This window comes from Candidatus Hydrogenedentota bacterium (assembly GCA_019637335.1).
GTDB lineage: Bacteria > Hydrogenedentota > Hydrogenedentia > Hydrogenedentales > JAEUWI01 > JAEUWI01.
Map to the genome: position 1 here is coordinate 53,307 of JAHBVV010000009.1, position 23,219 is coordinate 76,525.

Sequence of the window (23,219 nt, forward strand, 5' to 3'; positions counted from 1 at the left end):
TTGCCCCGCATGGAAGGGACTATGCCGTGAGTGACGCTACACCTACACCCGCCGAGACCCCAGTTCCGCCCGCGAAGGGCGCGCGCCGCTTTGGCTGCGTGCATGTTCTGGCCGTGATCCTGGCCGGGCTGTTGTTGTCCGTGCTCGCGAGCGCGTGGTGGGTCAAGCGGAATGTCTACGCGTCGCCCTTCCGCACCACAGAGCTGAACGCGCGGGAGCAGGCGGAATTCGAGGCGAAAGTCGCGCAACTTGAGGCGGCGGGCGGCGCGGCGCCGGCGCCGGGGCGGGAGGTCGCGGTTCCGGAGGCGTATAGCGAGGAGGGCGCGAACCGGGAAATTCGCATTACCGAGAAAGAACTCAATGCGCTGATCGACAAGAACCCGCAGTGGGCGGATCGGGTGGCGATCGACATTTCGCCGGACCTGCTGAGCCTCGTCCTGCTCGTGCCGGTCGATCCGGAATTCCCCATTATCGGCGGCACGACGGCGCGGATTACGGCGGGCGCGACGCTCCGCTTTGAGAACGACCAGCCGGTGGTCATTGTCCGCGGTATCAGTATCGGCGGGATTCCGCTGCCGTCGGCGTGGATGGGCGACTTGAAGAACAAGGATCTGATCCAGGAGTATGGCGGGCAGGGTGGCTTCTGGGATGGCCTGGCGCGCGGCGTCGAGGCGATCAAGCTCGAAGAGGGCAACCTTTATTTGAAACTCCGGGAATAGCGCGCCGCGCGGGCGCGAGGAGCGGTGCGTTGGGGCTATCCGGCGATCAGTGGTTTACTCTCGGGGTCCTTGCGGCCGCGCTCGGGCTGTTTGTCTGGGGCCGGTGGCGCTACGACCTCGTGGCCATCGCGGCCCTGCTTGCGGTGGTGATGTGGGGGCTTGTGCCGCCGGAAGAGGCCTTCGCGGGCTTCGGGCACCCGGCTGTGGTCACGGTGGCCTGTGTGCTGGTGTTGGGCCAGGGCTTGCAGAGCAGCGGCGCGGTGGATGTGCTCGCGAGACGCTTGCTACCCTCCTCCGCCGGCCCGTCCGCGAGCATACTGGCGCTCTCGGCGCTGGCCGCGCTTCTCTCGGGCTTCATGAACAACGTGGGCGCGCTGGCCCTGCTGATGCCGGTGGCGATCCAGCTTGCGGGCAAGCACGACCTGCCGCCGGGCCGGGTCTTGATGCCGCTGGCGTTCGCTTCGATCCTCGGGGGGACGACAACGCTGATCGGGACGCCGCCCAATCTGATCGTATCGGGGTTTCGCCAGGCCGAGGGGGCCGGGGGCTTCGGCATGTTCAGCTTTGCAATGGTGGGCGCGCCGCTGGCGCTGGCGGGGGTGGCTTTTATCGGCCTGGCGGGCTGGCGTCTGGTTCCGGGGCGCAAACAGCCGGCGGGCGGTAGCTTCGAAACGGGATCGTATCTGAGCGAGGTGCGCGTAAAGGAAGGCAGCAAGGCCGCCGGCAAGCGCATCCGCGAAATCGACCAACTTCTGGACGAGTCCGACGCGCAGATTGTCGGCCTGGTCCGTCACGAGGTGCGGCTGTCGGCCCCGAATCCGGGGCGCATCGTTCGCGCGGGGGATATTCTCGTCATTGAAATCGACCCGGAGTCCATTTCGTCCGCGCTTTCGGGGCTGGGGCTCGGGCTGGAGGAAGACCGGAAGTCCAAGAAGCGGGAGCAGGAAGGCGAGGAGGCCGGGCCGGATGCGGGGCCGGATTCCGGGGAGGATGGGGGGGAGGAAGCGCGGGAGGCGGAGTCCGGGGCCCCGGGCGATATCGTTATTCAGGAACTCGTCGTGGCGCCGGGCGCGCTGATCGCTTCCCGATCGGCTACCGATATCGAATTGCGGACGCGCTACGGGATCAATCTGCTCGCGATTTCGCGTCAGGGCCGCCGGTCCATCAAGCGACTTCGTTCCACCCGGCTCAAGCCCGGCGACGTGTTGCTCCTTCAGGGCGCGGAGGAGGCGCTGGCCGGCTTCGCCTCCCAGTTTGGCTGCCTTCCGCTGGCCGCGCGGGGAATTCGCGTTCCGCGGAAGGGCGAGGCGCTGGCCGCGGCCCTTGTGATGGCTTGCGCGGTTGCCGCCGTGGTTGCGGGGTGGTTCCCCGCTTCCGTTGCATTCGCCGCGGGCGCCCTGGCGATGGTCCTGGCCGGGGTTGTGCCGGTCCGTTCCATCTACACGTCCGTGGACTGGCCGGTGGTGGTGCTGCTGGGGGCGATGTTGCCGGTGGCGGGGGCGATGGCCAGCACTGGGGCGGCGGATGTTATCGCGCGCCTGGTGCTTGACTCGCTGGCGGGCGGCAATGCCATTGTGGCGTTGGCGCTGCTGCTCATTGCGACCATGCTGCTGACGGATCTGATGAACAACGCCGCGACGACGGCGGTCATGTGCCCGATAGCGCTCAGCTCCGCGTCGCAACTCGGGGTGAACGGGGATACGTTTCTCATGGCGGTGGCTGTGGGCGCGTCGTGCGCGTTTCTGACGCCGATCGGCCACCAGAACAACACGCTGATCCTCGGCCCGGGCGGCTTCCGGTTTGGCGACTACTGGCGGCTCGGGCTGCCGCTGGACGTGATTGTCGTGGGCCTCGCGCTGCCGCTTCTGCTGTGGGCGTGGCCGTTGGGGTAGGCCGGGGGGCGCGATTGACGCCGGTTTACGCGGTTCGGGCGCGAATGGCGTCCGCCGCTTCCCGGGCTCCTTCCGGCGCTTCGAAGCCGCGTTTCGGGATGATGAAGGCGTTTATGCCGCCGGTGAAGAGGAATATGAATTCATCGGTCTCGGCCACTTCGGTGACGTGGCTCCAGGCGAGGCTGCCTTCGCCCATCGGGGTTTTGATGGCCAGGTGCTCGTCCGTCACGGTAATGGTGGTGTCGGTGAACATGCCCTTCTGCGGCGAGCGCTTGATGGCGCCCTGTGCGATAATGGGCCAGATCCTGTGGATGCAGTACCAGTAGGCCCCGCCCAGCAGCGCGGCGGAAATCATCAGGTACGCGGTGAAATAGGCGGGGTGGTGGATGCCGAATTTCGGGTGGTCGTATTCGAGGCCGACGAAGAACAGGAAGAGCGCCACGCCGAGCAGGTAGAGCCGCCGGACGTGCCGACGCCCCGCACGGGTATGGCGGTAGAAGTGGCGCAGGTAGGCTTCGTAGTCTTCGCCGGTCAGGGTGAATCGGGCGGTAAGTTCGGGCATGGGGCCTTGCATTCCTGGGGAGGCCGGATAGCCGTTGGGGCGGCGGCGGGCGGCAGACAGATCGGACGTATGGGATATGTAAAACGGCCTCCGGGGAATTCCGGAGGCCGTTCATGCAACTAAGGTCTACACGTTGTACGTGGTCGAGGCGGTGGTTCCGCCGCGGCCGGTCCAGTTCGTGTGGAAGAACTCGCCCCGGGGCTTGTCGAGGCGTTCGTAGGTGTGCGCGCCGAAGTAGTCGCGCTGCGCCTGCAGGAGGTTCGCCGGCAGGACTTCGGCCCGGTAACTGTCGTAGTAGGCGATGGCGGAGGACATGCAGGGGGTCGGGATGCCGTGCTTGACGGCCTCGGAGACCGCCCAGCGCAGTGCGGGCTGCGCCTTGTCCACCGCCTGCTTGAAGTAGGGGACCAGCAGGAGGTTGACGCAGTTCGGATCCGCGTCGAAGGCCTTCTTGATCTCGTCGAGGAACTGGGCGCGGATGATGCAGCCGCCGCGCCACATGAGCGCGATGTCGCCGTAGTTCAGGCTCCATCCGTATTCCTTCGCCGCGTACTGGATGAGCTGGAAGCCCTGGGCGTAGGAGCAGATCTTGGACATGTAGAGGGCCTGGCGCAGGTTTTCGAGGGCCTCGACGATGTTGTAGTTTTCCGCGGAGGCCTGCGGCCCGCCGAGCACCTTCGAGGCGGCCACGCGCTCTTCCTTCACGGCGGAGAGGCAGCGCGCGAACACGGCCTCGGCCACCGTGGGCACGGGCGCGCCGAGGTCCAGGCCGCTTGTCGAAGTCCATTTTCCCGTGCCCTTCTGGCCGGCGGTGTCCAGGATGACATCGACCATCGGCTTGCCGGTTTCGTCGTCGGCCTTGGCGAGGATTTCCGAGGTAATCTCGATGAGGTAGCTGTCCAGCTCGGTCTTGTTCCAGGCGGTGAAGACCTCCGCCTGTTGCGGGGCGGACATGCCCAGGAGGTGCTTCATGATCGAGTAGACCTCGCAGATCATCTGCATGTCGCCGTACTCGATGCCGTTGTGCACCATTTTCACATAGTGGCCGGCGCCGTCCGCGCCGATGTACTCGCAGCACGGGGAGCCATCCGCGACTTTCGCGGCAATCGCCTGGAAAATTGGCTTGACGTGCGTCCAGGCGTCCTTCGATCCGCCCGGCATGATGGAGGGCCCCATCAGGGCGCCTTCCTCGCCGCCGGAGACGCCGGTGCCGATGAAGAGCAGACCCTTCTCTTCGAGGTACTTCGCGCGGCGGATCGTGTCGGGGAAGTGGGTGTTCCCGCCGTCGATGATGATGTCGCCCGGCTCCAGGTGCGGGATCAGCTGCTCGATGAAGTCGTCCACGGCGCTGCCGGCCTTGACGAGCATCATGACGCGGCGCGGCTTTTCGAGGCTCGCGCAGAGCTCCTCGACGCTGTGGCAGCCCTTGATGTTCTTGCCCTTGGCGCGTCCTGCGACGAAATCATCCACCTTGGAGACGGTGCGGTTGTAAACCGCGACGCCGAAGCCGTTGCGCTCCATGTTCAGCACCAGGTTTTCGCCCATGACGGCCAGGCCGATAAGGCCGATATTCATTTTGTCCATGTTCGCTCTTTCTATGGTTTGTCGCGCATGCCCGCGTATGTATCGGGGCTACGGCTGAAAGCCGACCTTGCGCGTCCGTTCTTCGTTGCGCCGAAAATGATGCAGCAGGGAGGCGGTCTTGCCTTCCACGACCAAGGGGGTCACCGCCACGAGTTCCCAGCCCTGGTTGCCGAGTTCCTTCAGCTGTTCGTCCAAGGTGTTGTCGTGGACATGCCCGTTAATCACATTGACCGACAGCGTCTTGTAATCCCAACCGTCCGGCATCGTCTGCCTCCTCGTTGTTCAGCCTCGCGCCGCCTGCAACGCGTACGCGGGCAGTTTCTTCTCGGCGAACAACGGCGCGAAGCGCGTAAAGCGCTGGCGTCCGTTTACCACGGGCACGCTGGGCCAGTCCTCGCCGATCAGGGGGGTCACATACTGCAGGAAATCATCGGTGACGTCGATCTTGCTCGGGGCGATCCACTGCCTGGGGAAGGTGCGCTCCGAGTTCGCCACCTTCTCCAAGGGTACCTTGTCGTATTCCACGTTGTAAATCAGGCCGGGTTTCCGGAGGATGGTGGACATCCAGCCGTTTTCGCCGCTTGCGGCGATTTCCGCGGCCTTCTGGCCCACGCGGTAGGCTTCGTCGAGGTCGACAATGGAGGCGTAGGCGCAGGTGTCACGCTGGTCGCAGCCGGGGACCTGGCCGCGCGCCGCGCCCCGGGCCGCGAGGCCTTTTTCGTTCAGCAGGTTGACGACTTTCTGCGCCACCGTCAGCTTTGACGCGCCGAACTGGGCGTGGCCGAACGAATCCTTCACCTCGCCCAGCTCGCCGACATCGAATCCTTCGCTGACCACAACCACGCAGCGGCCGTCCCGGCGGAGCTGGTCGTTGATGTTGTCGCACATCTCCTCGGCGGTCACATCGGATTCGCGCAGGTAGATCTGGAGGGGCAATTCGCGCTTCGGATCCGCCAGGCGCGCGGCCGCGGGGATGTAGCCGATCTTGCGGCCCATGGCCTGGAGCACGAGGACCGGGTCGGCGGGGCAGGAACCGGCGTTCTCCTCGTTGGCGTTCTGCACGATACCCATCCAGTAGCGCGCGACGCTGCCGTAGCCGGGCGTGTGGTCGATCAGCTTGAATTCGGAGTCGCCGACGTCGTTGTCGATCGTTTTGGGCACGCCCACAGCGACCAGGTCGAGCCCCTTCTCGTGCGCGAGCTTCGCCACCTTGTTCGCGGTGTCCATGGAGTCGTTGCCGCCGTTGTAGAAGAAGTACCCGATGTCGTGGGCCTTCATCACTTCGATGATGCGGTCGAAATCCTCGGTCTGGCTGTCTTTCAGCTTGTAGCGGCAGGTTCCGATAGCGCCGGCGGCGGGGGTGTAGCGCAGGAGCGCGATCTCTTCCTCACTCTGCGCGGAGAGATCGAGCAATTCCTCTTTCAGCACGCCCTCGATTCCGTGCCAGCCGCCGTAGATCGTGCCGAACTGATCCGGGAAGGCCTTGCAGCCGTCGATGACGCCGCGCAGCGAGCTGTTGATAACCGGGCTGGGGCCACCGGACTGCGCCACAATAACATTCTTACCCATGGTGTAACTCCTTTTCCGCAGACCGGGCGCGGTCACTCGCCCGGGGTATTGTTGCGGTCTTCCTCGGGTCCGCCGTCCGGGGGCGTTTCGCCGCCGCGCTCGGTGAACCACCGCAGGAGGAACCCGCGATCCTTGTTTTGCATGCAGGCCTTCAAATAGAGGGCGGCGGGATGATCCGGGAATCGCGCCAGAAACCGGTTCATGGCCTTCACGCCCTCCAGCTCGCCATGGCGGAGGTAGAATGCAAGCCCTTCCAGCAACATCGCGCGCGAATCCAGCGCTACCTGGTTCCGCATTCGCTCGTACAGGCGCAGGGTTTCGTCGTAGCACCGGTTCGCGGCTTCGCGATCACCCGATTGGTCCCATAGTATACCTTCCAGCAGATGGGCCTGTACAAGATCCGGCGAGCGGGCCGTCAGGGCTGTGCAGATGGCCAGGGCCTCGCCGTACTGCCCGGCCCGGCCCAGCAGCGTGGCCTGGAGCAGGGCGGCGTCGTCGAATTCCGGGTCGGCCTCGGCGGCTGCGCTCGCCTGGCGGATGGCCTCTTCAAGATTTCCCTGGCCGAGGGCGGATTCGGCGCGCTGGTAGTGGTGTTGGGCCGCGTTTGTGGGGTTGTAGGCGCGATCGACGCCGGCCTCATAGCATCCGGCCAGGAGCGGGATGGCGCACAGGGCGAAGCGCCTGACGGGAAGCCTTGGGGACCTGAGGGACGGCAGGGACGGCAGGGACGGCAGGGACAGCAGGGACAGCAGGGACAGCAGGGACGGCAGGGGCTTCAGGAAACTCCGGGAGCGCCGCGAATCTCGGATGGGATGGCCCCCGTTCCGTCGCCGATGTCTCTGTCGTCCCTGGAGTCCCTGCAACCCCGCGGTATCCGCGTGTCTCGCTGCGTCCGTGGCTCCCAATGCCTATTCGCCCTCGATTCGATAGAGGATCTCGCCCGCATTGTGGACCACCAGGATACCCTCGTCTTCGCGGTTTTCGAAATCGGCGATGTTAATCGAATCGATATCGCGGTAGCCGAGGTTGATGGCGTCGCAGACCTCTTCCGGGATGGAAGTCGCCAGGGTTGCCGTCACCCTGGGCGTCTCCACGCCGTTCTCAAACGTGCCCGCGCCTTTCACGTGCGTCGAATGCGCCTTGATCGTGCCGGGGACATCCTTGAAGCGCTCGGCCTGTTTGGTGAAGTAGTCGCGCACGTGGTAGCCGACCGCCTTGATGTGCTTGTCGTGCGTGATGCTCACTTCGTGGATATGGCCGCCGTAGATGATGAGTTCGCCGCCGTCCGCCACCACGGGTTCGAGCTTGTACATGCACTTGCCGGCGACCCAGATTTCGTCGTACATCGGCGGGGCGATGGCGAGGACCTGTTTGAAGGGCTTCTTCTTCCAGACGATGTGGGTTCGGGCCGAGAGGTCCGCGGCCGCGCTCCAGGCATCGAGGGGATGGCCGAAAAAGACCGCGCGGGTGTCCTTGCGGACCACGGTGAGGCAAAAACAGACCGTCTCCGTGGGGATGAGCTTCGCCGCCGCGTTGATCACTTCGCGGACTGGCGTGTTTTTCGTTCCGTTGATCTTGTAGTTTGTGATCAGTGCGCCGAGCCAGTGAAACACGTTGAGGATGGCCTCGCCGGCGACACCGGGGAAGAAGTACTTGTAGCCGCCGCTGAAACCGACCACCTCGTGCGGGAAAACGGGCCCCACGATGCAGATCAGGTCATACTCCAGCACGCGCTTGTTGATCGTCACTTCCACGGACTCGCGCAGCAGGCCGCCGGAAATCTCCGCGATCTGGTCCTCGGTGAGCGTGCCGATGGTGGTGAGGGCCTCCGGATCGCGCCAGGCATGGTTGAAGATTCCGACCTCCGCATACTTTCCGGCGCGATCTTGCGGCGTCAGGCCGAACATCTTGTTGATCGCCTCTTCGGGCATGGGGGGGTGCGTGCCGAGGGCGATGAGATAGTCCATCTTGGCGGCGCGCCCGTGCAGGGCGTCGAAGAGCGTCTCGAAAACCAGCGGGAGCGGCATGCTCCGCGTGCTGTCAGGCACGATGAAGAGCACCCGTTTGCCGTCGGCGGGCATCGTGGCGCAGGCCTCGGTCATGATGTCGCGGATTTCGCTCTCGCTCAGGAAGCCGTTCTCGGCGATCTTCTGGATTAACATGGTTGTCCTCGGTTGGCCGGCGGCCTGTGCTTTTTCGGTAATTTTGCGCCGCTCGCCGCAGGCCTTGTGATACGGCGCTGGCTCGTTCACAACGGGCACACGAACCGGCGTTGCCGGATCGCGTGGCACGCACTGCCTCTGTCTATTGTACGCGAAAACCGATGCCCCGCAGACTTTTCGCCAGTTCGGGGTTTGGCGCCGCCAGGGTGATCGCCGTATTCTGGAACTCGCGCCGGCGCGGGTAGGTCTTCCGGAGCATATCGAAATACGCGCCGCGATCGGCTTCCGGTTCGTCCGCAACACGCCGCATCCGGGCGTCGTCCTCGAGAATCGGGTATGCCGTGTCCACCGCCCGTTTCAGGTCGACATCGGACCCGTCCAGCGCCAGGACGGGATAATCCGGCGCGGGGAGGAGGGTGTCCGGCGTCCAGGCCGCGTTGACACCCAGATGGCGGCAGGCCGCTTCGTAAATCTGGCGCGTCCCGTTCACCTTGCCGTCGAAGGAATAACCCGCAATATGCGGCGTGGCGATATCCACCCGGTCCAGGAGGTCCGCGCGCACCAGGGGTTCGCCTTCCCAGACGTCCAGCACGGCGCCGCGCAACTGGCCGCTGTTCAACGCGTCCAGCACGGCGCTATTGTCGGCCACGGCGCCGCGCGCGGTGTTCAGGTAGAAGCCGCCGGACTTCATCCGCGCCAGGAAGGCCGCCTCCACCAGGTGGTGCGTTGGGTGCGGGCCGCCCTTTGTCAGAGGCACGTGGGTGGTAATGAAATCACACGCCAGAATCTCGTCGAGCGGGCGGTACTTCGGATCGCCCGTGGCTTCCTCAAGCGGGGGATCGTTCAGCACCACGCGCATGCCCAGGGCCTCGGCTTTCCGGGCCACGTTTGAGCCGACATTGCCGACGCCCACGACGCCGATGGAACGGCCCGCGAGCGGGGTGTTGTGCTTCTCGGCCAGGTGCAGTAGCGCGGCGACGATATATTCGCCCACGCTGTTGGCGTTGCAGCCGGGCGCACTCGAAAAGCCGATGCCCCGGCTGTCGAGCCAGACGCGGTCGATATGATCCTCGCCGATGGTCGCCGTGGCCACGAAGCGCACGGAGGAGCCTTCCAGGAGCGCCTGGTTTACTTTCGTAATGGACCGGACGAGGAGCATGTCCGCGTCGCGCACGTCTTCCGGCGTAATCGCGCGGCCCGCGCGCGTCACCACGTCGCCCAGGGAGGAAAAAGCCTCCCGGACGTAGGGGATGTTTTCGTCGGCGATGATTTTCACGGTAATGGCGCTTTGTTGCTTCAGACTATCCAGCGGATTAGATGCGTTGTAATACTTTAGCCGTCTGAAGTAAGGCGTTCGCCGATAGGAGATGCCTCATTTACACAGGATGTATTCGTCATTCCCGCGAAGGCGGGAATCCAGAGGGTTTGCGAGGTCAATGTTGCATGGTCTCTGGATCCCCACTTTCGTGGGGATGACGGTGTTCGAACACCGATAGCCGCTACCGTTGGGTGCGACGAGGGTGGCTACTTCAGACGGCTAAAGAATTGCGATGTGTTTTATTTCCAGGGCGGCGTTTCGGGGAGGTACGTTTCGAACTCGGCGATCACCTTCGCCTCGTAGTCGCCGGCATACTCGCCCGCGAAGAACTTATCGAGGGCCTCATCGTGGAAGCGCTTCCAGGACGCGTCTTCGTGGCCGGGATTGATCGGGTAGAAAAGCACGCCATTCGCCTCGGCCGCTTTCCGATCACCCGGGGCGTCGCCCACCATGATAATGTGCGACTTCGCGTAGCGGCCCTCGGAGGCGTAGGCGATGTGTTCGGATTTCTTGCCCTGTTCCTGACCCGCGATGGTGAAGACCAGGTGGGCCATGTTCTGGCCTTCCCACTCTTCGCGCAGCGCCACGACCGGCGTGGCCGAGCACACCATCAGATCGGCTTTCGGGCCCGCTTTTTCCAGGGATTCGCGCACGTAGGGGAAGGGGGGCAGCCCGGCGCCGACCACGTCCTTGACGGTCGCGTTGACGGCTTCGCTCCAGGCCAGCGTGCGGTGCATGTCGAGGTCGTGCAGGCGCGCGCAGTAGGCCTTCAGGGCGGGATTGCCGAGCATGGATTCGGTCTCGATCCACTTGCGGAGGTTGGGGACGTCCGGCAAGGTCACGCCGCGCGCCTTTACCTCGTCGCGTTCCGCGAGCAGGTCGAAGGTCTGGGTGAGCGCCGGGAAGCGGTTGATGCCCCGCCATTTGGAGTACAGATTGACGAACTCGGCGGCCTCGCGCGCGAACTTCGAGATCGGCTGGAGGTTCCAATACTTGATGATGTTCGGAATGAAGCATTCCTTGTGCTTCAGTTCCATCGTGTCGAAGGCGCAGCCGTCGGAATCGATGCAGATAAGGAAGTCGTGCTTCGGCTGGTGCTCTTTCAGGGGAGCGGCGGGATCGCTCATGTTCGTACCTTTCTTCGTATTGATGCGCACTGTTGTGGGTGCGAAGTTTCCAGTGCTGGCTCCAACCGCCCGCGTCGTGTTACAGGGACGACAGGGACGGCAGCGACTTCAGGGACCTTCCGAAAAACAGGGTCGCTGGCTGTTCAGGTCCCTGCTGTCGCTGGTGTCTCTGAAGTCCCTGTGGTCTGTGTCATGCGCTCACGGTCTTTGGGGATGAATCTCCTCCGGTCGGTATTACACGCCCGAGAAGGCCGAGAAGCCGCCATCCACGGGGATTAGTGTGCCGGACACGAACTTCGAGGCGTCGCTGGCGAGCCAGATGGCCACGCCCTTGAGCTCGTCGGGTTCGCCATAGCGCCCCATGGGGGTGTGATCGATGATGCTCTGGCCGCGCGCGGTCGGGGCGCCCGTCTTTTCGTCCGTAAGCAGGAAACGGTTCTGCTCGGTGAGAAAGAAGCCGGGCGCGATGGAGTTTACGCGGAATTTCGGGTTGTATTCCTGCGCCATGTGCACGGCGAGCCACTGGGTGAAGTTGTGGAGCGCAGCCTTGGCGGCGCTGTAGCCGGGGATGCGGGTCAGGGGGCGCACGGCGTTCATCGAGGTGATGTTGATGATGCTGCCGCCGTCCTCGTTTTCGAGCATGGCCTTGCCGAAGAGTTGCGTGGGGATAATGACGCCCCGGGAGAGGTTCAGGTCCATCACCTTTGTGATCGCGTCTTCCGGAATGTCGAAAAAAGACTGGTCCGGAGAGGTCGTCGCGGATTTCATGTTGCCGCCCACCGCATTGATCAGGATATCGACCCGACCGAAATCCGCGAGCACCGCGTCCTTGCAGGCGACGAGGCTGTCCCGGGAGTAAATATCGAGGGCATATCCCCTGGCGTCGCCTCCCCGGGCCTTAATGCGTTCGACGACGGCGTTGGATTCGTCGAGCGTGAGGCTGGTCACGGCGACGCGTGCGCCGGCCTCGGCCAGTCCCTCGGCCATGGCGCCGCCGAGAATGCCGCCGCCGCCCGTGATTACGGCATTTTTGCCCGTGAGGTCGAATAGGGGATGAGTCTGCATGTATACCTCGCTTGGTTCCGGCGCAACCCGCCCCGTGTGGTATTGGGGGGAACGCAGCTGCTGGTTACGGCTGTCCCGGCTTCCCGGGCCGCGCCGGACAGCCGTGTCGGGGCGCAACCAAAGCGGGACTGGTAGATGTGATAACCCGGAAAAGCGTAGCATATGGGCATCGGAAACGACAAGGCCGGTACCGGCCGAATTTCTGGAGCCGCGATGCCAATCAAGGTGGGAATGGGCCAAATGCTTGTCGAGGGCGGGCGGCCCGAGGCCAATCTGTTGCGCGCCGAGTCCGTCGTCGGCGAGGCGGTCGCCGCCGACTGTGATGTCGTGGTGCTGCCGGAATGTCTCGATCTGGGGTGGACGCATCCCAGCGCGCGGACGCTTGCGGAGCCGATACCCGGCCCGCGCGCCGACGAACTCTGCCGTGTGGCGCGGGACCATCGAATCCATGTCTGCGCGGGGCTGACCGAGCGGGACGGCGAACGCATCTACAATGCGGCGGTCCTGATCGATGATCGCGGTCGGATCCTGTTGAAGCACCGGAAGATCACGATCCTGAGCATTGCCCGGGACCTGTACGCTGTGGGCGATCGGCTGGGCGTGGTCGACACCCCGTTTGGCCGCGCGGGCGTTTTGATCTGCGCCGACAACTTTCCCGAGTCCCTGGAGCTCGGCCAGAGCCTCTGCCGGATGGGCGCAAACTTGATCCTTTCACCTTGCGCGTGGGCGGTCCCGCCCGAGCACGACAATGAGGCGGATCCTTACGGGAGTCTGTGGCGCGATGCGTACGGTAAACTGGCGGGCGACCGCGGTGTCGCGGTCGTCGGGGTGAGCAGCGTGGGCATGATCGAGGCCGGTCCGTGGACCGGATATCGGTGTATCGGCTGTTCGCTGGCGGTTGCGCGGGGCGGCGTTGAAGCGCTTCAAGCCCCCTATGGCGCGGAGGCGGCCGGGCTGTTCACCGTGGCGCTCTGATTGATTTCCTTGCGCCAGTACAGTAGGATCAGGCGCAATTCCGGGGAGCGGGGCGGGCAGATCGGGGGATTCAGCGGGTTTTGGAAGGATTTCGCATGAAAGTTCTGGTGACGACCTTTGGCGGCGACGGCGGCAAGTCTGGAATCAGCCAGTACATCATCCAGTTTCTGAAGTATTGCCGGGAATTTGGGCCCGACATGACCTTTGATGTCCTGTTGTATGAAGACGAAAAGCCGGTCTACACCGATCACGACCCGGGCCTGAACGCGATCTGCCTGGAACCGCGCTGGCGCCGGGCCGCCGCAAACATCCTCTGGCACCAGACACACTTTCCGGGATTCTGCCGCTGCAACGGGTACGATGTCGTGTTCATTCCCGGGGGCAACCGGCGTCTGCCGTGGCGCTCTCCCTGCCCGACGGTTGCCGCGTGCCACGACCTCGGCATACTTCACGTGCCCGACAAGTACGATGCGCTGCACAGCATCTACAACCGGCATGTGCTGCGGGCGCTGCTGCGACGCCAGTCCCACCTCGTGACAATCAGCGAGGCGAGCAAGCGGGATATCGTTTCGTATACGGGCGTGCCGGAGGAGTCCGTTACGGTGATCTATTGCGGCGCCGACACCGATTGCTACCAGCCGGGCGATAAAAACGAGGCGCGGGCGCATGTTTGCGAGAAATTCGGGGTGGACGCCCCGTATCTGCTCTACATATCCCGTATCGATCACCCGGGCAAGAACCACATTCGCCTGATCGAGGCATTCGGGCTGTTCAAGGCCGCGTCCGGGCTACCCCACAAATTGGTGCTCGCGGGCAGCGACTGGAGCCGCGCCGCGGAGGTTCATGCCGCCGCGGAAGCATCCCGGTATGCCGCCGACATTGTATTCACGGGCTTTGCGCCGGCGGCGGACCTCCCCGCGCTTTACCGGGGCGCGGATGTGTTTGTCTTCCCCTCCTTGTTCGAGGGATTCGGCATCCCCGTCGTGGAGGCGATGCGTTGTGGCGTCCCCGTGGCCTGCGCCGATATTTCGTGCCTGCCGGAAATTGCTGGCGACGCCGCGCGCCTGTTCGATCCCTATGACGCCGCGTCGATGGCGGGGGCGCTACAGGACCTGCTTGCGGACGAGGAATTGCGGTCCCGGTACGCCGCGCGCGGCCGGGAGCGGGCATTGCGGTATAATTGGCGAGACAGTACGAAGCAGACGGTTGAGGCAATTCGCCGGACCTGCCAGGGGCTTGCGTGAGGCCTCGCGGCTTTTCATGGCCTCCTGTTTCCGCAGACGGAGGCGCGCCTCCAGTAATTGAAGGAATCGAGACCCCTTAGTATGACGGACACATCCCAGAACGCGCCCGCGGCCCCCCGTTGCGCCGAAGACGGCCTGGACACGGTCAAGCTTTTCAACATGACCATCAACAACGTGGATCTCGACGAGTTTCTTGCGTCCCTTTCCGGGCAGATAGAAGCGGGGACGCCGGGGTATGCGGTTACGCCCAACGTGGATCACGTGGTCGAGTTCGATCTGAATCCCGAGTTCCGCGAAGCCTATCATGACGCCACGTATGTGCTTGTGGACGGCACCTATATTTTGTGGGCTGGCCGGCTTTTCCGCAAGCCATTCAAGCAGAAGCTCAGCGGCTCGGACATGATCTACTGGCTGAGCGAGTATGCGGCGAAGAAGGGCTACTCCATCTTCCTGCTCGGCGCGGAAGAGGGGGTCGCGGACGCGGCGGCGCAGGTGCTGCTTGCGAAGTATCCGGGTTTGACCGTGGCGGGCACGTACTCGCCGCCGTTCGGGTTTGAGAAGGATGAGGCGTCAAACAACCAGGTTATCGAGCGGGTTCGCGATTCCCGCGCCGATATTTGCTTTGTCGCGCTCGGTTCGCCGAAACAGGATCTATGGAGTTGGCGCCACCACCGGGCGTGCGGGGCGAAACTATGCATCGGGGTGGGCGCGTCTATAGATTTTGTCGCGGGTCGCGTCAAACGGGCGCCGGTGTGGATGCAGCGCGCCGGGCTTGAATGGGTCTGGCGGATCATTCAGGAACCCGTTCGAATGGGCAAACGCTATCTCGTACGCGACGCGCACTTTCTGGTGCTGCTGTGGCGGGAATTCCGGGGCGGGACCGGGACCTGAATGGGCCAGTTTCGTATGATGGCGATGATGCGGGAGGCGAGCCAGTTGTGGAATCCGGAGCATCTCCGGGGGCGATATACCAGGCAGCAGGATGGAGAATCGTGACATGGCTCACTGGGCAACGGCCTATGCGGCGCAGTTGGCGGAACATTCCGAGGACGGCATTATCGTGCTGGACGGATCGCGCCGGATACAGCAGGCCAACGCGCGGGCGGCGGAGATGGCCGGGGCCCGCGAGACCGGAGATCTGCTGGGGCTTCAGTTCGGGTGGGAAAGCGAAGCGGCGAGCGTGCGTCTGGACCGCCCCTTCGCCGTTTTGGAGGGCAACGGCAGTGTGCCCTGTACCCTGTCGTCGGAATTTGGCGCGGAGCTTCCGGTCGAGGTGAAGTCTTTCCCGGTGGAGGCGGGCGGGCTCCTGCTTTTGATTGCCGATCGTTCCCGCCGCATTGAACTGGAGCGCGCCGCGATTCAGGCGGAGAAGATGGCGGCCATGGACAATATTGTCGCGGGTATCGCGCACGAGTTGAACAACCCGATGACCGCGATTCTGGGTTACGCGGAACTGCTTCTGGCGACGGAGACCGATCCGAAGAGGAAGCAGCGCGCTTCGCTCATCGCCGAAGAAGCGGACCGGTGCGGCAAGATCATTACCAGTATGCTGACCTTTACCCGGAGTTACGGGAACACCCTGGAGCGCGGCAATGTGAACGCCATCCTCGAAGAAGTCGTCGAGCTCCAGTCCTACCAGCTTCGGGTCGATGGAATCCGGATTCACTCGTTCTACGATCAAGAGATTCCCGACTTCCCCCTGGTTCCCGCGGGGCTGCGACGCCTTTTCTTAAACCTGGTTCACAATGCCCACCAGGCGCTTCGAGCGTCCGCATCGGAAATCCGAAATCTGTGGGTGCTTACCGAGAGCCGGACGGAATCGGTCCTCGTACAGATCGCGGATGACGGCCCCGGCGTCCCGCAGGAGATTCGTGATCGCATTTTCGATCCCTTCTTCACCACGCGCTCACTCGGCGAGGGCATGGGGCTGGGTCTGAGCGTCGCGTATGGCATCGTGCGCGAGCACGGCGGTCGCTTGTGGTTTGAGCCGCGCGTTGGCGGCGGGGCGGCGTTTTGTGTGGAGCTGCCCATTCGAGTGGAGAGCCCATGAGCCGTCTCGACGACCTGTTGGCCGTGCGGTCGCGCGACCGGGATGTGGAGTTCCGTGATACCTGGGCGCTGGGACGCCATCTGCGTGACATCCCGGGGATCCGCGTATTCCCGATCGGCGAATCGCGCGATGGCGAGCCATTATTCGGCTATACGGCGGGGCACGGTCCCGAGACCGTTACCCTGACCGCCGGGTGCCATGCGGACGAGCCGGTGGGCCCGATGACGGCGCAGGCCCTGCCGTGGCTTCTTCAGGAATACGCCCCGGACTTGCTCGAAAAGTACACCTTCCGGGTTGTCCCGCAAATGAACCCGGATGGCGCGCGGCGCAACCGAATCTGGTTTGCGGACCCGCCTGATTTTGAAACGTACGTCCGCGATGCCGTCCGCGAGGCGCCGGGAGACGATATCGAGTTTGGATTTGCCGGGGACGATGGCGCGCGGCCCGAATGCCGCGCCGCGATGCCGTTTTTGTGGGGGGCGGGGCCGGTTGCGGCGCATTTCTCGCTGCACGGCATGGCCTGGGCGGAGGGGGCCTGGTTTCTTCTCAATCCGCCCTGGGCGGGCCGCGCGGCGGGACTGATGGATGCGCTCGCGGCGTTGTGCGGGATGCGGTCGCTGCCGCTCATGGAGATCGATCGCGGCGGAGAGAAGGGCTTCTCCCGGGTTCGAACGGGCTTTTCGACGACACCCAACAGCGTGGCGATGCGGGCGTTTTTCCTGGAACGAAACGACCCGGAAACCGCGGCGAAATTCCGCCCGAGTTCGATGGAGGCCGCGATGGCGGCGGGCGGCGACCCGCTGTGTATGGTCAGCGAATTGCCCATGTTTCTGCTCGATGTTCCCGCGTCCCTTTCCGACCCGGTGCTTTACCGGTTCAAAGCGGATCTGGACGCGGCGCGATCCGCTGGCGCACCCGATGCGCTTCGCAGGGTTGCGGAGAGCTACCGGCTGCGGCCCCTTCCCCTCGGCGAACAGATCGCGATGCAGTTCGCCATGATCGTTCTGGCGCTGGACGCGAGATCCGCGATCAACAGCGCCGGGGGCTGAATCGGGCGGCTGAACCGGGGCCCCGCCCGCACGATCAGCGTCGCCCCTCCAGAAATCCAAGCAGGGGGCAATGCCGGCAGCTCGGATTACTCGCGCACCAATCCTCGTGCATCTGCATCAGGCCCTGCTGGAGGTGAAAGTTCATGCGGGGCGGCTGGTCCCCGAGCACACGGGGCAGCATTCGCTTATACACGTAGTTGTCGGGCTCCATGGGGAGGCGGTGGTAGAACGCGCGTACACGCTCTTCCCACGCTTGATCACCCCGCATTCGGGCTTCGGCCATGGCCAGGGGGACAAATACGTTCCCGATGATGGATCGCACGCGCCCGCCGCCGATGGGGGCGCAAGGCCTGGCCAGCGCGGGGCCGTCAAAGCGGTAGTGTTGCGACCAGAACCCGAGGGGGCGCGGAAACAGGGCCTCGAATGCCCCACGAAGCCGGACGGGGTCCGTGTGTTCCATCCAGATCAGCTCCAGGCTTCTCGCGAGTCCCACCCGCGCGACACGCCCGACGAATCCGGCCAGGCCGGCGATCCGCCGGGCGGGGTAATTGTTGGGGCGCACGCCGGCCACGGGCCAGCCGACGGGAAGCGCCTGTAGGGACGGGAGGTGATCGCCGCGAAGCGCGGCCAGCCGCTGGCCGTGGGGCGGGAGGGCGTCGAGCGCCGCTTCGCCCGCCGGAAGCAGGCCCGCCAGGTGGAGCAGGGCGGCCTCCAGGAGGTGGGGCGCCTGTACGGCCAGATGGCGGGCGCGCTCAAACGGGAGTGCGCGGGCGAGGCGCATAAAGGGCTCCGTGAATGCGCGGTATCCGAGGGCGCGGCAGAGCATTTCGTAGGCGGCCTGGTCCGCGCCCGCCGCGCGGATGCGGGCCTCCATATCGCGCGCCTTGTTCAACAACCGCCAGTCTCCCGAGAGCCGTATGAAGCCATGCAGCGGGCTCTCGTCGCCCAAGGCCAGAAAACGGTTGCAGCTTCCGTGCTCCCGGGGCGCGAGCGCCGGCTGTTCCTCCACATCCGGCAACGTGCGCAGGCCGCCCTCCGCCAGCGCGGGCAGGCTGTCGAGGTTGAGGTGGGGGATGGCGCGCCCCGAGGCCGTTTCGACGCGATAATCCTCGCGGGCGGGCTCCAGCACCACGTGCAGGAGCACGCCGTCGTACCGCGGGTCCCGGTGGTGGCCGTGGGCGTACCAGCTGGGCTGGTCGAGGTGGACTTCCACATCGCCGTGGCACAGCTTGCCGTTGAAGCGGAGCTGGGCTCCCTGAAAATCCGGCCCCGCACAGTGGTTCCACCAGCCCGGCGAAACCACTTCCAGCTTGTGGCCCTCCACGGTGGCGAGCGTACCGCTTTCGGCCGCCCGATCGTACCAGAACTGCTGGATAACGACCTCCGGGACGGGCTCGCGCGCCCGCGCGGCGACCGGCTCACGCGTCCGCATCGCCAGCGCGGCCGTATAGTCGTCTATGGTGAAATGGCTGCCCATCCGGCGCCCCTCGGCGTTGGCCCGAACCGTGCGCGCGCCCGCACGGCGGCATCGGGTGGCGCCGTTCGCCACCCGCGCCAGCATACCGTATTTGTCGCGCCCGCGCCACACGGCTGGGCCTATGGGCATTGGCCCGCCCTGTGTGCTAAGGTAGTGCAGGTAAATCAAGGAGGATCCTTATGCAGTACAATCGACTGGGAAGGACCGGGCTGCTTGTGTCCGAGCTTTGCCTGGGAACCATGACTTTTGGGAACGAAGCGGACGAGCCGACCTCGCAGGCGCTGATGGAACGCGCGCTGGAGCGCGGCATTAATTTCTTTGACGCCGCGCACAATTACAACCTCGGTAAGACGGAGGAAATCGTCGGGCGCTGGATCGGGCCGCACCGGGACCAGATTATCCTGACGTCCAAGGTGTATTTCCCCTGCGGCGGCGGCATCAACGACGAAGGGTGCTCCCGGCGCAATATCATCCGATCGGTGGAGAAGTCCCTTCGCCGTTTCCAGACGGACTATATCGATATCGTTTACCTCCATCATTGGGACGACAACGCGGCCATCGAGCAGTCCATGGGCGCGATGAACACGCTGGTGGAGCAGGGAAAAGTGCACTACGTGGGCGTATCCAATTTTTCCGCCTGGCAGACCATGCGGGCGCAGGCGGTCGCGGAGCAGCGCGGCTACGCACCGATCTCGGTGGTGCAGCCGATGTACAGCCTCGTCAAGCGGCAGGTCGAGGTTGAGATCATTCCCATGTGCGACTACGAGGGCTTTGGCCTCGTGCCCTACAACGCGCTCGGCGCTGGGCTACTTACGGGGAAGTACCTGGAGGGGGGGAGCGGAAGGCTGAACGAGGCGGAGATGTACCGCCAGCGCTATGACAATCCGAACTACGTTGAGATCACCCGCAAGTTCGTCGCGCACGCGCGAGAGCAGGGCGTCTCCCCGGCGGCGCTGGCGCTGGCGTGGGTGATGAGCCATCCCAAGGTGGATTCGGCCCTGTTCGGCGCGCGAAACGTCGAACAATTCGACAATACCCTGACCTGTCTCGATCACCGGCTCAGCCCGGAGGCCCGCCAGGGCATTACCGCGCTCTCTATCGATCCGCCACGCGCGACGGACCGAGAGGATATGGCCGCCATGAAGCAGCGAGGCTGGTAACGCGCGCATCCAGCACGGCAAACGAAAACAGCGCCGCAATGCGCCGTTGGGCTGCGTCCGCTGGCGGGGCTGCGCATAGTACGCGTTGCCGATCGATGCTGGCGCTTCGCCCACGAGCCGGTCGTCAATGGTGGAGAACAACTCGCTGATGTTGCTGGTGGCCGTCACGTCGGCGCCGCCACCGCCGCCGCCAAATCCGCCCTGGCCGCCGAATCCGCCTCCCCCAAATCCTCCACCGCCAAACCCGCCACCGCCGAATCCGCCTTGGCCGCCCTGGCCACCAAACCCGCCGCCGAATCCGCCAGCCTGGACCCCGAACCCGCTACCGCCGACGCCGCCGCCAAACGAACTGCCGCCGAATCCGCCGCCGAACCCGCCGCCCGTCTGGCCGAGGCCGCCGGCGACGCTGAAGCGATTGCGGAGAACAATTTTATGCATGGTGTCGTGGCCTTTGAACTCGTAGAAGCGGGTTTCCACGGGCTCGAAGGCTTCCCGGTGCAGGATCGCGGGGGAACTGACGTATACGATGCCATTTTCGACACGGTAGTCGAGCCCCATCGGGCGCAACATCGCGTCCAGTGCGGAACCCAGCGGCACATCCTTCAGCCGGATGTAGGGCACGAATCCGTCCGAGCGGGGCGCGCCAAGTTCGGAATGACCCCCGTTGCCGCGCAGCCGCAAGGTGGGATTGGACAGGCCGGGGGCTTCCGAAGATGCCGCGAGCGCCTCAATTTCCTGTTTTCGCCGCTCCAGGTCCGCTTGTTCCCGGTGCCGGGGGCTGTTGCCCTTCCAGGCCGCCAGTATGGCTTCGCGCTCCGCCGGATCATCGGATATTTTGACGCTGGCCGGGTCCACCTGGCTCCGCAGCGCGGTAACGACCCGTCCATCGTCCGGCGTTTGCACGAAATACATCGAATCTGTGCTGCGCACATAAACGCCGGTATACAGGACACCATCCACTGTTATCTCGTCGGCTCCGACCGGCAGGCCCGGGCAAAGCGTCATTGCAAGCACGAGCAGGGCTATTCCAGGTTTTACGATGCGAATCATGGGGCGCCTCCAGCGTTTGGGGAATCGGCCATGGACTTTGTCGGCGGCTGCCGTGTATTCAGGATAGCAACGCCGGGGTGGGCTGTCAACCGCCCGCTCGGTCCCGGAACGTGTTTGCTACGTCGAACCGTGGATACAGTTTTGTTGTTTTTCGTGGCTTTCCGCGTTATCATCGGGGCGGGTCTTCCCGCAAGGAGTTGCCGTGGCCGGCTACCGACAGATTATCAAAGACCTTATCGCCAACGTCGAGCGGGTTGTGCTCGACAAGCCGGATGTGGTCAAAAGCGCCCTGGCCGCGTATCTGGCGGGGGGGCATGTGCTTCTGGAGGATGTGCCGGGCGTGGCGAAGACGATGCTGGTCCGCGCGTTGGCGGTGTCCAGCGGCTGCACCTTCAGCCGGGTCCAGTGCACGCCGGACCTGCTTCCCACGGATGTGAGCGGTGTTTCGATCTTTAACCAGAAGACCCAGGCGTTTGAATTCCGGCAGGGCCCGATCTTCTCGCAGGTGCTGCTGGCGGATGAAGTAAACCGGGCCACGCCGCGCACGCAGTCGGCGCTGCTGGAAGCCATGGCGGAGGGGCAGGTTTCCGTGGACGGGCGCACCTACAAGCTTACGCCGCCGTTTACGGTGTTCGCCACGCAGAATCCCGTGGAGCACGAGGGGACCTTCCCGCTGCCCGAAGCCCAGCTGGATCGTTTCATGATGCGGCTCTCGGTGGGCTATCCGAGCCTGCTGGCGGAACTTAAGATACTGGAGCACACGCGGCTGGATCATCCGATAGACCGCGTTGCGCCCGTTACCGATGCGGAGACGATCGTGCAGATGCAGCAACTGGTGCGGGAGATTTTCGTGCATGAAAAGGTGCGGGATTACATCGTCCGCCTGGTTCACCGCACGCGGGATTCGGCCCACCTGACGCTCGGAGGCAGCCCGCGCGCCTCCATCATGCTGTTTCGTGCGGCGCAGGCCCTGGCGGCGGTCCAGGGGCGGAGTTACGTGATTCCCGACGACGTGAAGGCGCTGGTCGTTCCCGTTTTGGAGCACCGGCTAATACTCAATCCCGAGAGCCGGCTGCGGCGGGTTACGACCAGTTCCGTGCTCGGTGATATACTGCGGGAAGTGGCGGTTCCGGCGGGGGTGGGCAGCTGGAAGCAGGGTTAGCCGCCGGGCCCGCGGGCGGTCGCCCGATTCCCCGCCGCGGGCGGGTTGCAAACGAGCCGCCCACGCCCCTATGATGGGGCGTCGCTGGAAGCTGGAGCAAGGCATGAAGTGGTTCAGTAGATTCAAACGCACGGCGGTCGCCGACGGTCACGGGTCCTCGGGAGAGGATAAGGAGGGCTACGACCCTACCGACGAGTCCCAGTTCGAATTGACGCACGTGGGCCCCTACGAGATCATCGCGCCTATCGGCAGCGGCGGTATGGGCACCGTGTACAAGGCGATCGACCGCGCGCACGACCGTACCATCGCCATCAAGGTGCTGGACCGCCGCTACGATCTGGACAAGAAGCGGCGGAAGCGGGACTATCTGGGCCGGGAAATTCTGATTGCCGCGGAACTGAACCACCCCACGATCATCAAAATGCACAAGGAGATCGTGATCCAGGAAGACCGCGCGGGCAACAAGCGGCGCTGCCTGCTCATGGAGTATATCGACGGGTATGACCTGAAGAAGCACATCCATGACCGCGATTTGAGCATGAACCAGATGGTCGATCTGTGCATCCGGCTTTGCCAGGGCCTCGATTTCCTGCATCAGAACAACATTGTGCACCGCGACATCAAGCCCGCGAACTTCCTGTTCTCCCGCGACGGCAGGCAGGTGAAGATCGTGGACTTCGGCCTTTCCAAGTCCAATGCGTCGTGGCGCACGCGCTGGATGAAGGAAAGCGGGGGCACGCGCCTCTACATGTCGCCAGAACAGCTCACCAAGCAGAAGCTGGACGCCCGATCGGACATCTTCTCCTTCGGGATTACGATGTACGAACTGTTCACCGGGCGGCACCCCTGCGATGGCGCCGATACGCGGACCATCCAGAAGCAGATTTGCGATCGGCGTTACAAGTTTGAATCGCCGTCGACCTTCAACCCAGAGATTTCGCCCCAGTTGGACCGTATTATCCTCAAGGCGCTCCGCCGCCGTATTGACCGGCGCTACCAGTCGGTCACCGAAATGCTGTTGGATCTGTCCCGGGCCGCGGAATCCAAGATCTAA

At 64.3% G+C, this 23,219-nt stretch carries 20 protein-coding genes; 10 read left to right on the forward strand and 10 right to left on the reverse strand.

What is annotated here, in order from left to right; translation table 11 throughout:
• Positions 1-26 precede the first annotated feature (26 nt).
• Positions 27-719, forward strand: a complete 693-nt coding sequence (locus KF886_11940) for an arginine N-succinyltransferase (protein ID MBX3178067.1) — start codon at positions 27-29, stop codon at positions 717-719.
• Between the two features lie 29 nt (positions 720-748).
• Entirely contained in the window at positions 749-2,611 is a 1,863-nt protein-coding gene (locus tag KF886_11945; protein MBX3178068.1) for an SLC13 family permease, read from the forward strand.
• Between the two features lie 25 nt (positions 2,612-2,636).
• On the opposite strand, the gene KF886_11950 is transcribed toward KF886_11945, so the two are convergent.
• The 9 genes from KF886_11950 to KF886_11990 all read right to left on the reverse strand — a co-directional run bounded on the left by KF886_11950 (position 2,637) and on the right by KF886_11990 (position 11,998).
• Positions 2,637-3,173: a YcxB family protein gene (locus KF886_11950; GenBank protein MBX3178069.1), complete on the reverse strand. Its 537-nt coding sequence runs from the start codon at positions 3,171-3,173 to the stop codon at positions 2,637-2,639.
• 126 nt (positions 3,174-3,299) lie between these two features.
• Positions 3,300-4,757, reverse strand: a complete 1,458-nt coding sequence (gene gnd, locus KF886_11955) for a decarboxylating NADP(+)-dependent phosphogluconate dehydrogenase (protein ID MBX3178070.1) — start codon at positions 4,755-4,757, stop codon at positions 3,300-3,302.
• A 48-nt stretch (positions 4,758-4,805) separates the two neighbouring features.
• Positions 4,806-5,021, reverse strand: coding sequence for a DUF4177 domain-containing protein (locus KF886_11960; protein ID MBX3178071.1), 216 nt, complete (start codon positions 5,019-5,021; stop codon positions 4,806-4,808).
• An 18-nt stretch (positions 5,022-5,039) separates the two neighbouring features.
• Positions 5,040-6,326, reverse strand: a complete 1,287-nt coding sequence (locus KF886_11965; protein MBX3178072.1) for a diphosphate--fructose-6-phosphate 1-phosphotransferase — start codon at positions 6,324-6,326, stop codon at positions 5,040-5,042.
• A 32-nt stretch (positions 6,327-6,358) separates the two neighbouring features.
• Positions 6,359-7,189, reverse strand: coding sequence for a tetratricopeptide repeat protein (locus KF886_11970; protein MBX3178073.1), 831 nt, complete (start codon positions 7,187-7,189; stop codon positions 6,359-6,361).
• A gap of 45 nt (positions 7,190-7,234) precedes the next feature.
• Positions 7,235-8,488 (reverse strand): DUF2088 domain-containing protein, encoded by a 1,254-nt coding sequence (locus KF886_11975; protein MBX3178074.1) that lies wholly within the window; start codon positions 8,486-8,488, stop codon positions 7,235-7,237.
• Positions 8,489-8,630: 142 nt separating this feature from the next.
• Positions 8,631-9,764 carry a 4-phosphoerythronate dehydrogenase PdxB gene (pdxB, locus tag KF886_11980; protein ID MBX3178075.1) on the reverse strand — a complete coding sequence of 378 codons (1,134 nt, stop codon included), beginning with the start codon at positions 9,762-9,764 and terminating at the stop codon, positions 8,631-8,633.
• Between the two features lie 281 nt (positions 9,765-10,045).
• Positions 10,046-10,933 carry an HAD family hydrolase gene (locus tag KF886_11985; GenBank protein MBX3178076.1) on the reverse strand — a complete coding sequence of 296 codons (888 nt, stop codon included), beginning with the start codon at positions 10,931-10,933 and terminating at the stop codon, positions 10,046-10,048.
• 234 nt (positions 10,934-11,167) lie between these two features.
• Entirely contained in the window at positions 11,168-11,998 is an 831-nt protein-coding gene (locus KF886_11990) for an SDR family oxidoreductase (GenBank protein MBX3178077.1), read from the reverse strand.
• Between the two features lie 213 nt (positions 11,999-12,211).
• On the opposite strand from KF886_11990, the gene KF886_11995 reads away from it, so the two are divergent.
• The 5 genes from KF886_11995 to KF886_12015 all read left to right on the forward strand — a co-directional run bounded on the left by KF886_11995 (position 12,212) and on the right by KF886_12015 (position 17,316).
• Positions 12,212-12,973: a carbon-nitrogen hydrolase family protein gene (locus tag KF886_11995; GenBank protein ID MBX3178078.1), complete on the forward strand. Its 762-nt coding sequence runs from the start codon at positions 12,212-12,214 to the stop codon at positions 12,971-12,973.
• Between the two features lie 95 nt (positions 12,974-13,068).
• On the forward strand, positions 13,069-14,217 hold the full coding sequence (locus tag KF886_12000; protein MBX3178079.1) for a glycosyltransferase family 4 protein: 1,149 nt from the start codon (positions 13,069-13,071) through the stop codon (positions 14,215-14,217).
• 81 nt (positions 14,218-14,298) lie between these two features.
• Entirely contained in the window at positions 14,299-15,108 is an 810-nt protein-coding gene (locus tag KF886_12005) for a WecB/TagA/CpsF family glycosyltransferase (protein MBX3178080.1), read from the forward strand.
• 106 nt (positions 15,109-15,214) lie between these two features.
• The gene (locus KF886_12010) at positions 15,215-16,267 is read left to right on the forward strand and encodes a PAS domain-containing protein (GenBank protein MBX3178081.1); all 1,053 of its coding nucleotides are present in this window, start codon (positions 15,215-15,217) and stop codon (positions 16,265-16,267) included.
• A complete protein-coding gene (locus tag KF886_12015; GenBank protein ID MBX3178082.1) occupies positions 16,264-17,316 on the forward strand; it encodes a peptidase M14 in 1,053 nt (350 codons plus the stop codon). Before KF886_12010 ends, KF886_12015 begins: the two co-directional genes overlap by 4 nt.
• Positions 17,317-17,350: 34 nt before the next feature.
• Here KF886_12015 and KF886_12020 read toward each other — a convergent pair whose 3' ends face one another.
• Positions 17,351-18,922, reverse strand: a complete 1,572-nt coding sequence (locus KF886_12020) for a DUF2851 family protein (GenBank protein ID MBX3178083.1) — start codon at positions 18,920-18,922, stop codon at positions 17,351-17,353.
• Positions 18,923-18,972: 50 nt separating this feature from the next.
• On the opposite strand from KF886_12020, the gene KF886_12025 reads away from it, so the two are divergent.
• The 3 genes from KF886_12025 (at position 18,973) to KF886_12035 (ending at position 23,219) form a co-directional block, all read left to right on the forward strand.
• Positions 18,973-19,953 (forward strand): aldo/keto reductase, encoded by a 981-nt coding sequence (locus KF886_12025; GenBank protein ID MBX3178084.1) that lies wholly within the window; start codon positions 18,973-18,975, stop codon positions 19,951-19,953.
• Positions 19,954-21,205: 1,252 nt separating this feature from the next.
• Entirely contained in the window at positions 21,206-22,165 is a 960-nt protein-coding gene (locus tag KF886_12030; protein MBX3178085.1) for a MoxR family ATPase, read from the forward strand.
• 103 nt (positions 22,166-22,268) lie between these two features.
• Positions 22,269-23,219 carry a serine/threonine protein kinase gene (locus tag KF886_12035; GenBank protein MBX3178086.1) on the forward strand — a complete coding sequence of 317 codons (951 nt, stop codon included), beginning with the start codon at positions 22,269-22,271 and terminating at the stop codon, positions 23,217-23,219.

Bases quoted from the DNA above. Each gene is read 5' to 3' on its own strand.
- KF886_11975 (MBX3178074.1), bottom strand. From the start codon at position 8,488: ATGTTAATCCAGAAGATCGCCGAGAACGGCTTCCTGAGCGAGAGCGAA.
- KF886_12005 (MBX3178080.1), top strand. From the start codon at position 14,299: ATGACGGACACATCCCAGAACGCGCCCGCGGCCCCCCGTTGCGCCGAA.
- KF886_11990 (MBX3178077.1), bottom strand. From the start codon at position 11,998: ATGCAGACTCATCCCCTATTCGACCTCACGGGCAAAAATGCCGTAATC.
- KF886_12020 (MBX3178083.1), bottom strand. From the start codon at position 18,922: ATGCCCATAGGCCCAGCCGTGTGGCGCGGGCGCGACAAATACGGTATG.
- gnd (MBX3178070.1), bottom strand. From the start codon at position 4,757: ATGGACAAAATGAATATCGGCCTTATCGGCCTGGCCGTCATGGGCGAA.
- KF886_11985 (MBX3178076.1), bottom strand. From the start codon at position 10,933: ATGAGCGATCCCGCCGCTCCCCTGAAAGAGCACCAGCCGAAGCACGAC.
- KF886_12025 (MBX3178084.1), top strand. From the start codon at position 18,973: ATGCAGTACAATCGACTGGGAAGGACCGGGCTGCTTGTGTCCGAGCTT.
- KF886_12000 (MBX3178079.1), top strand. From the start codon at position 13,069: ATGAAAGTTCTGGTGACGACCTTTGGCGGCGACGGCGGCAAGTCTGGA.
- KF886_11960 (MBX3178071.1), bottom strand. From the start codon at position 5,021: ATGCCGGACGGTTGGGATTACAAGACGCTGTCGGTCAATGTGATTAAC.
- KF886_11965 (MBX3178072.1), bottom strand. From the start codon at position 6,326: ATGGGTAAGAATGTTATTGTGGCGCAGTCCGGTGGCCCCAGCCCGGTT.
- KF886_11995 (MBX3178078.1), top strand. From the start codon at position 12,212: ATGCCAATCAAGGTGGGAATGGGCCAAATGCTTGTCGAGGGCGGGCGG.
- KF886_12035 (MBX3178086.1), top strand. From the start codon at position 22,269: ATGAAGTGGTTCAGTAGATTCAAACGCACGGCGGTCGCCGACGGTCAC.
- KF886_12010 (MBX3178081.1), top strand. From the start codon at position 15,215: ATGGCTCACTGGGCAACGGCCTATGCGGCGCAGTTGGCGGAACATTCC.
- KF886_11950 (MBX3178069.1), bottom strand. From the start codon at position 3,173: ATGCCCGAACTTACCGCCCGATTCACCCTGACCGGCGAAGACTACGAA.
- KF886_12015 (MBX3178082.1), top strand. From the start codon at position 16,264: ATGAGCCGTCTCGACGACCTGTTGGCCGTGCGGTCGCGCGACCGGGAT.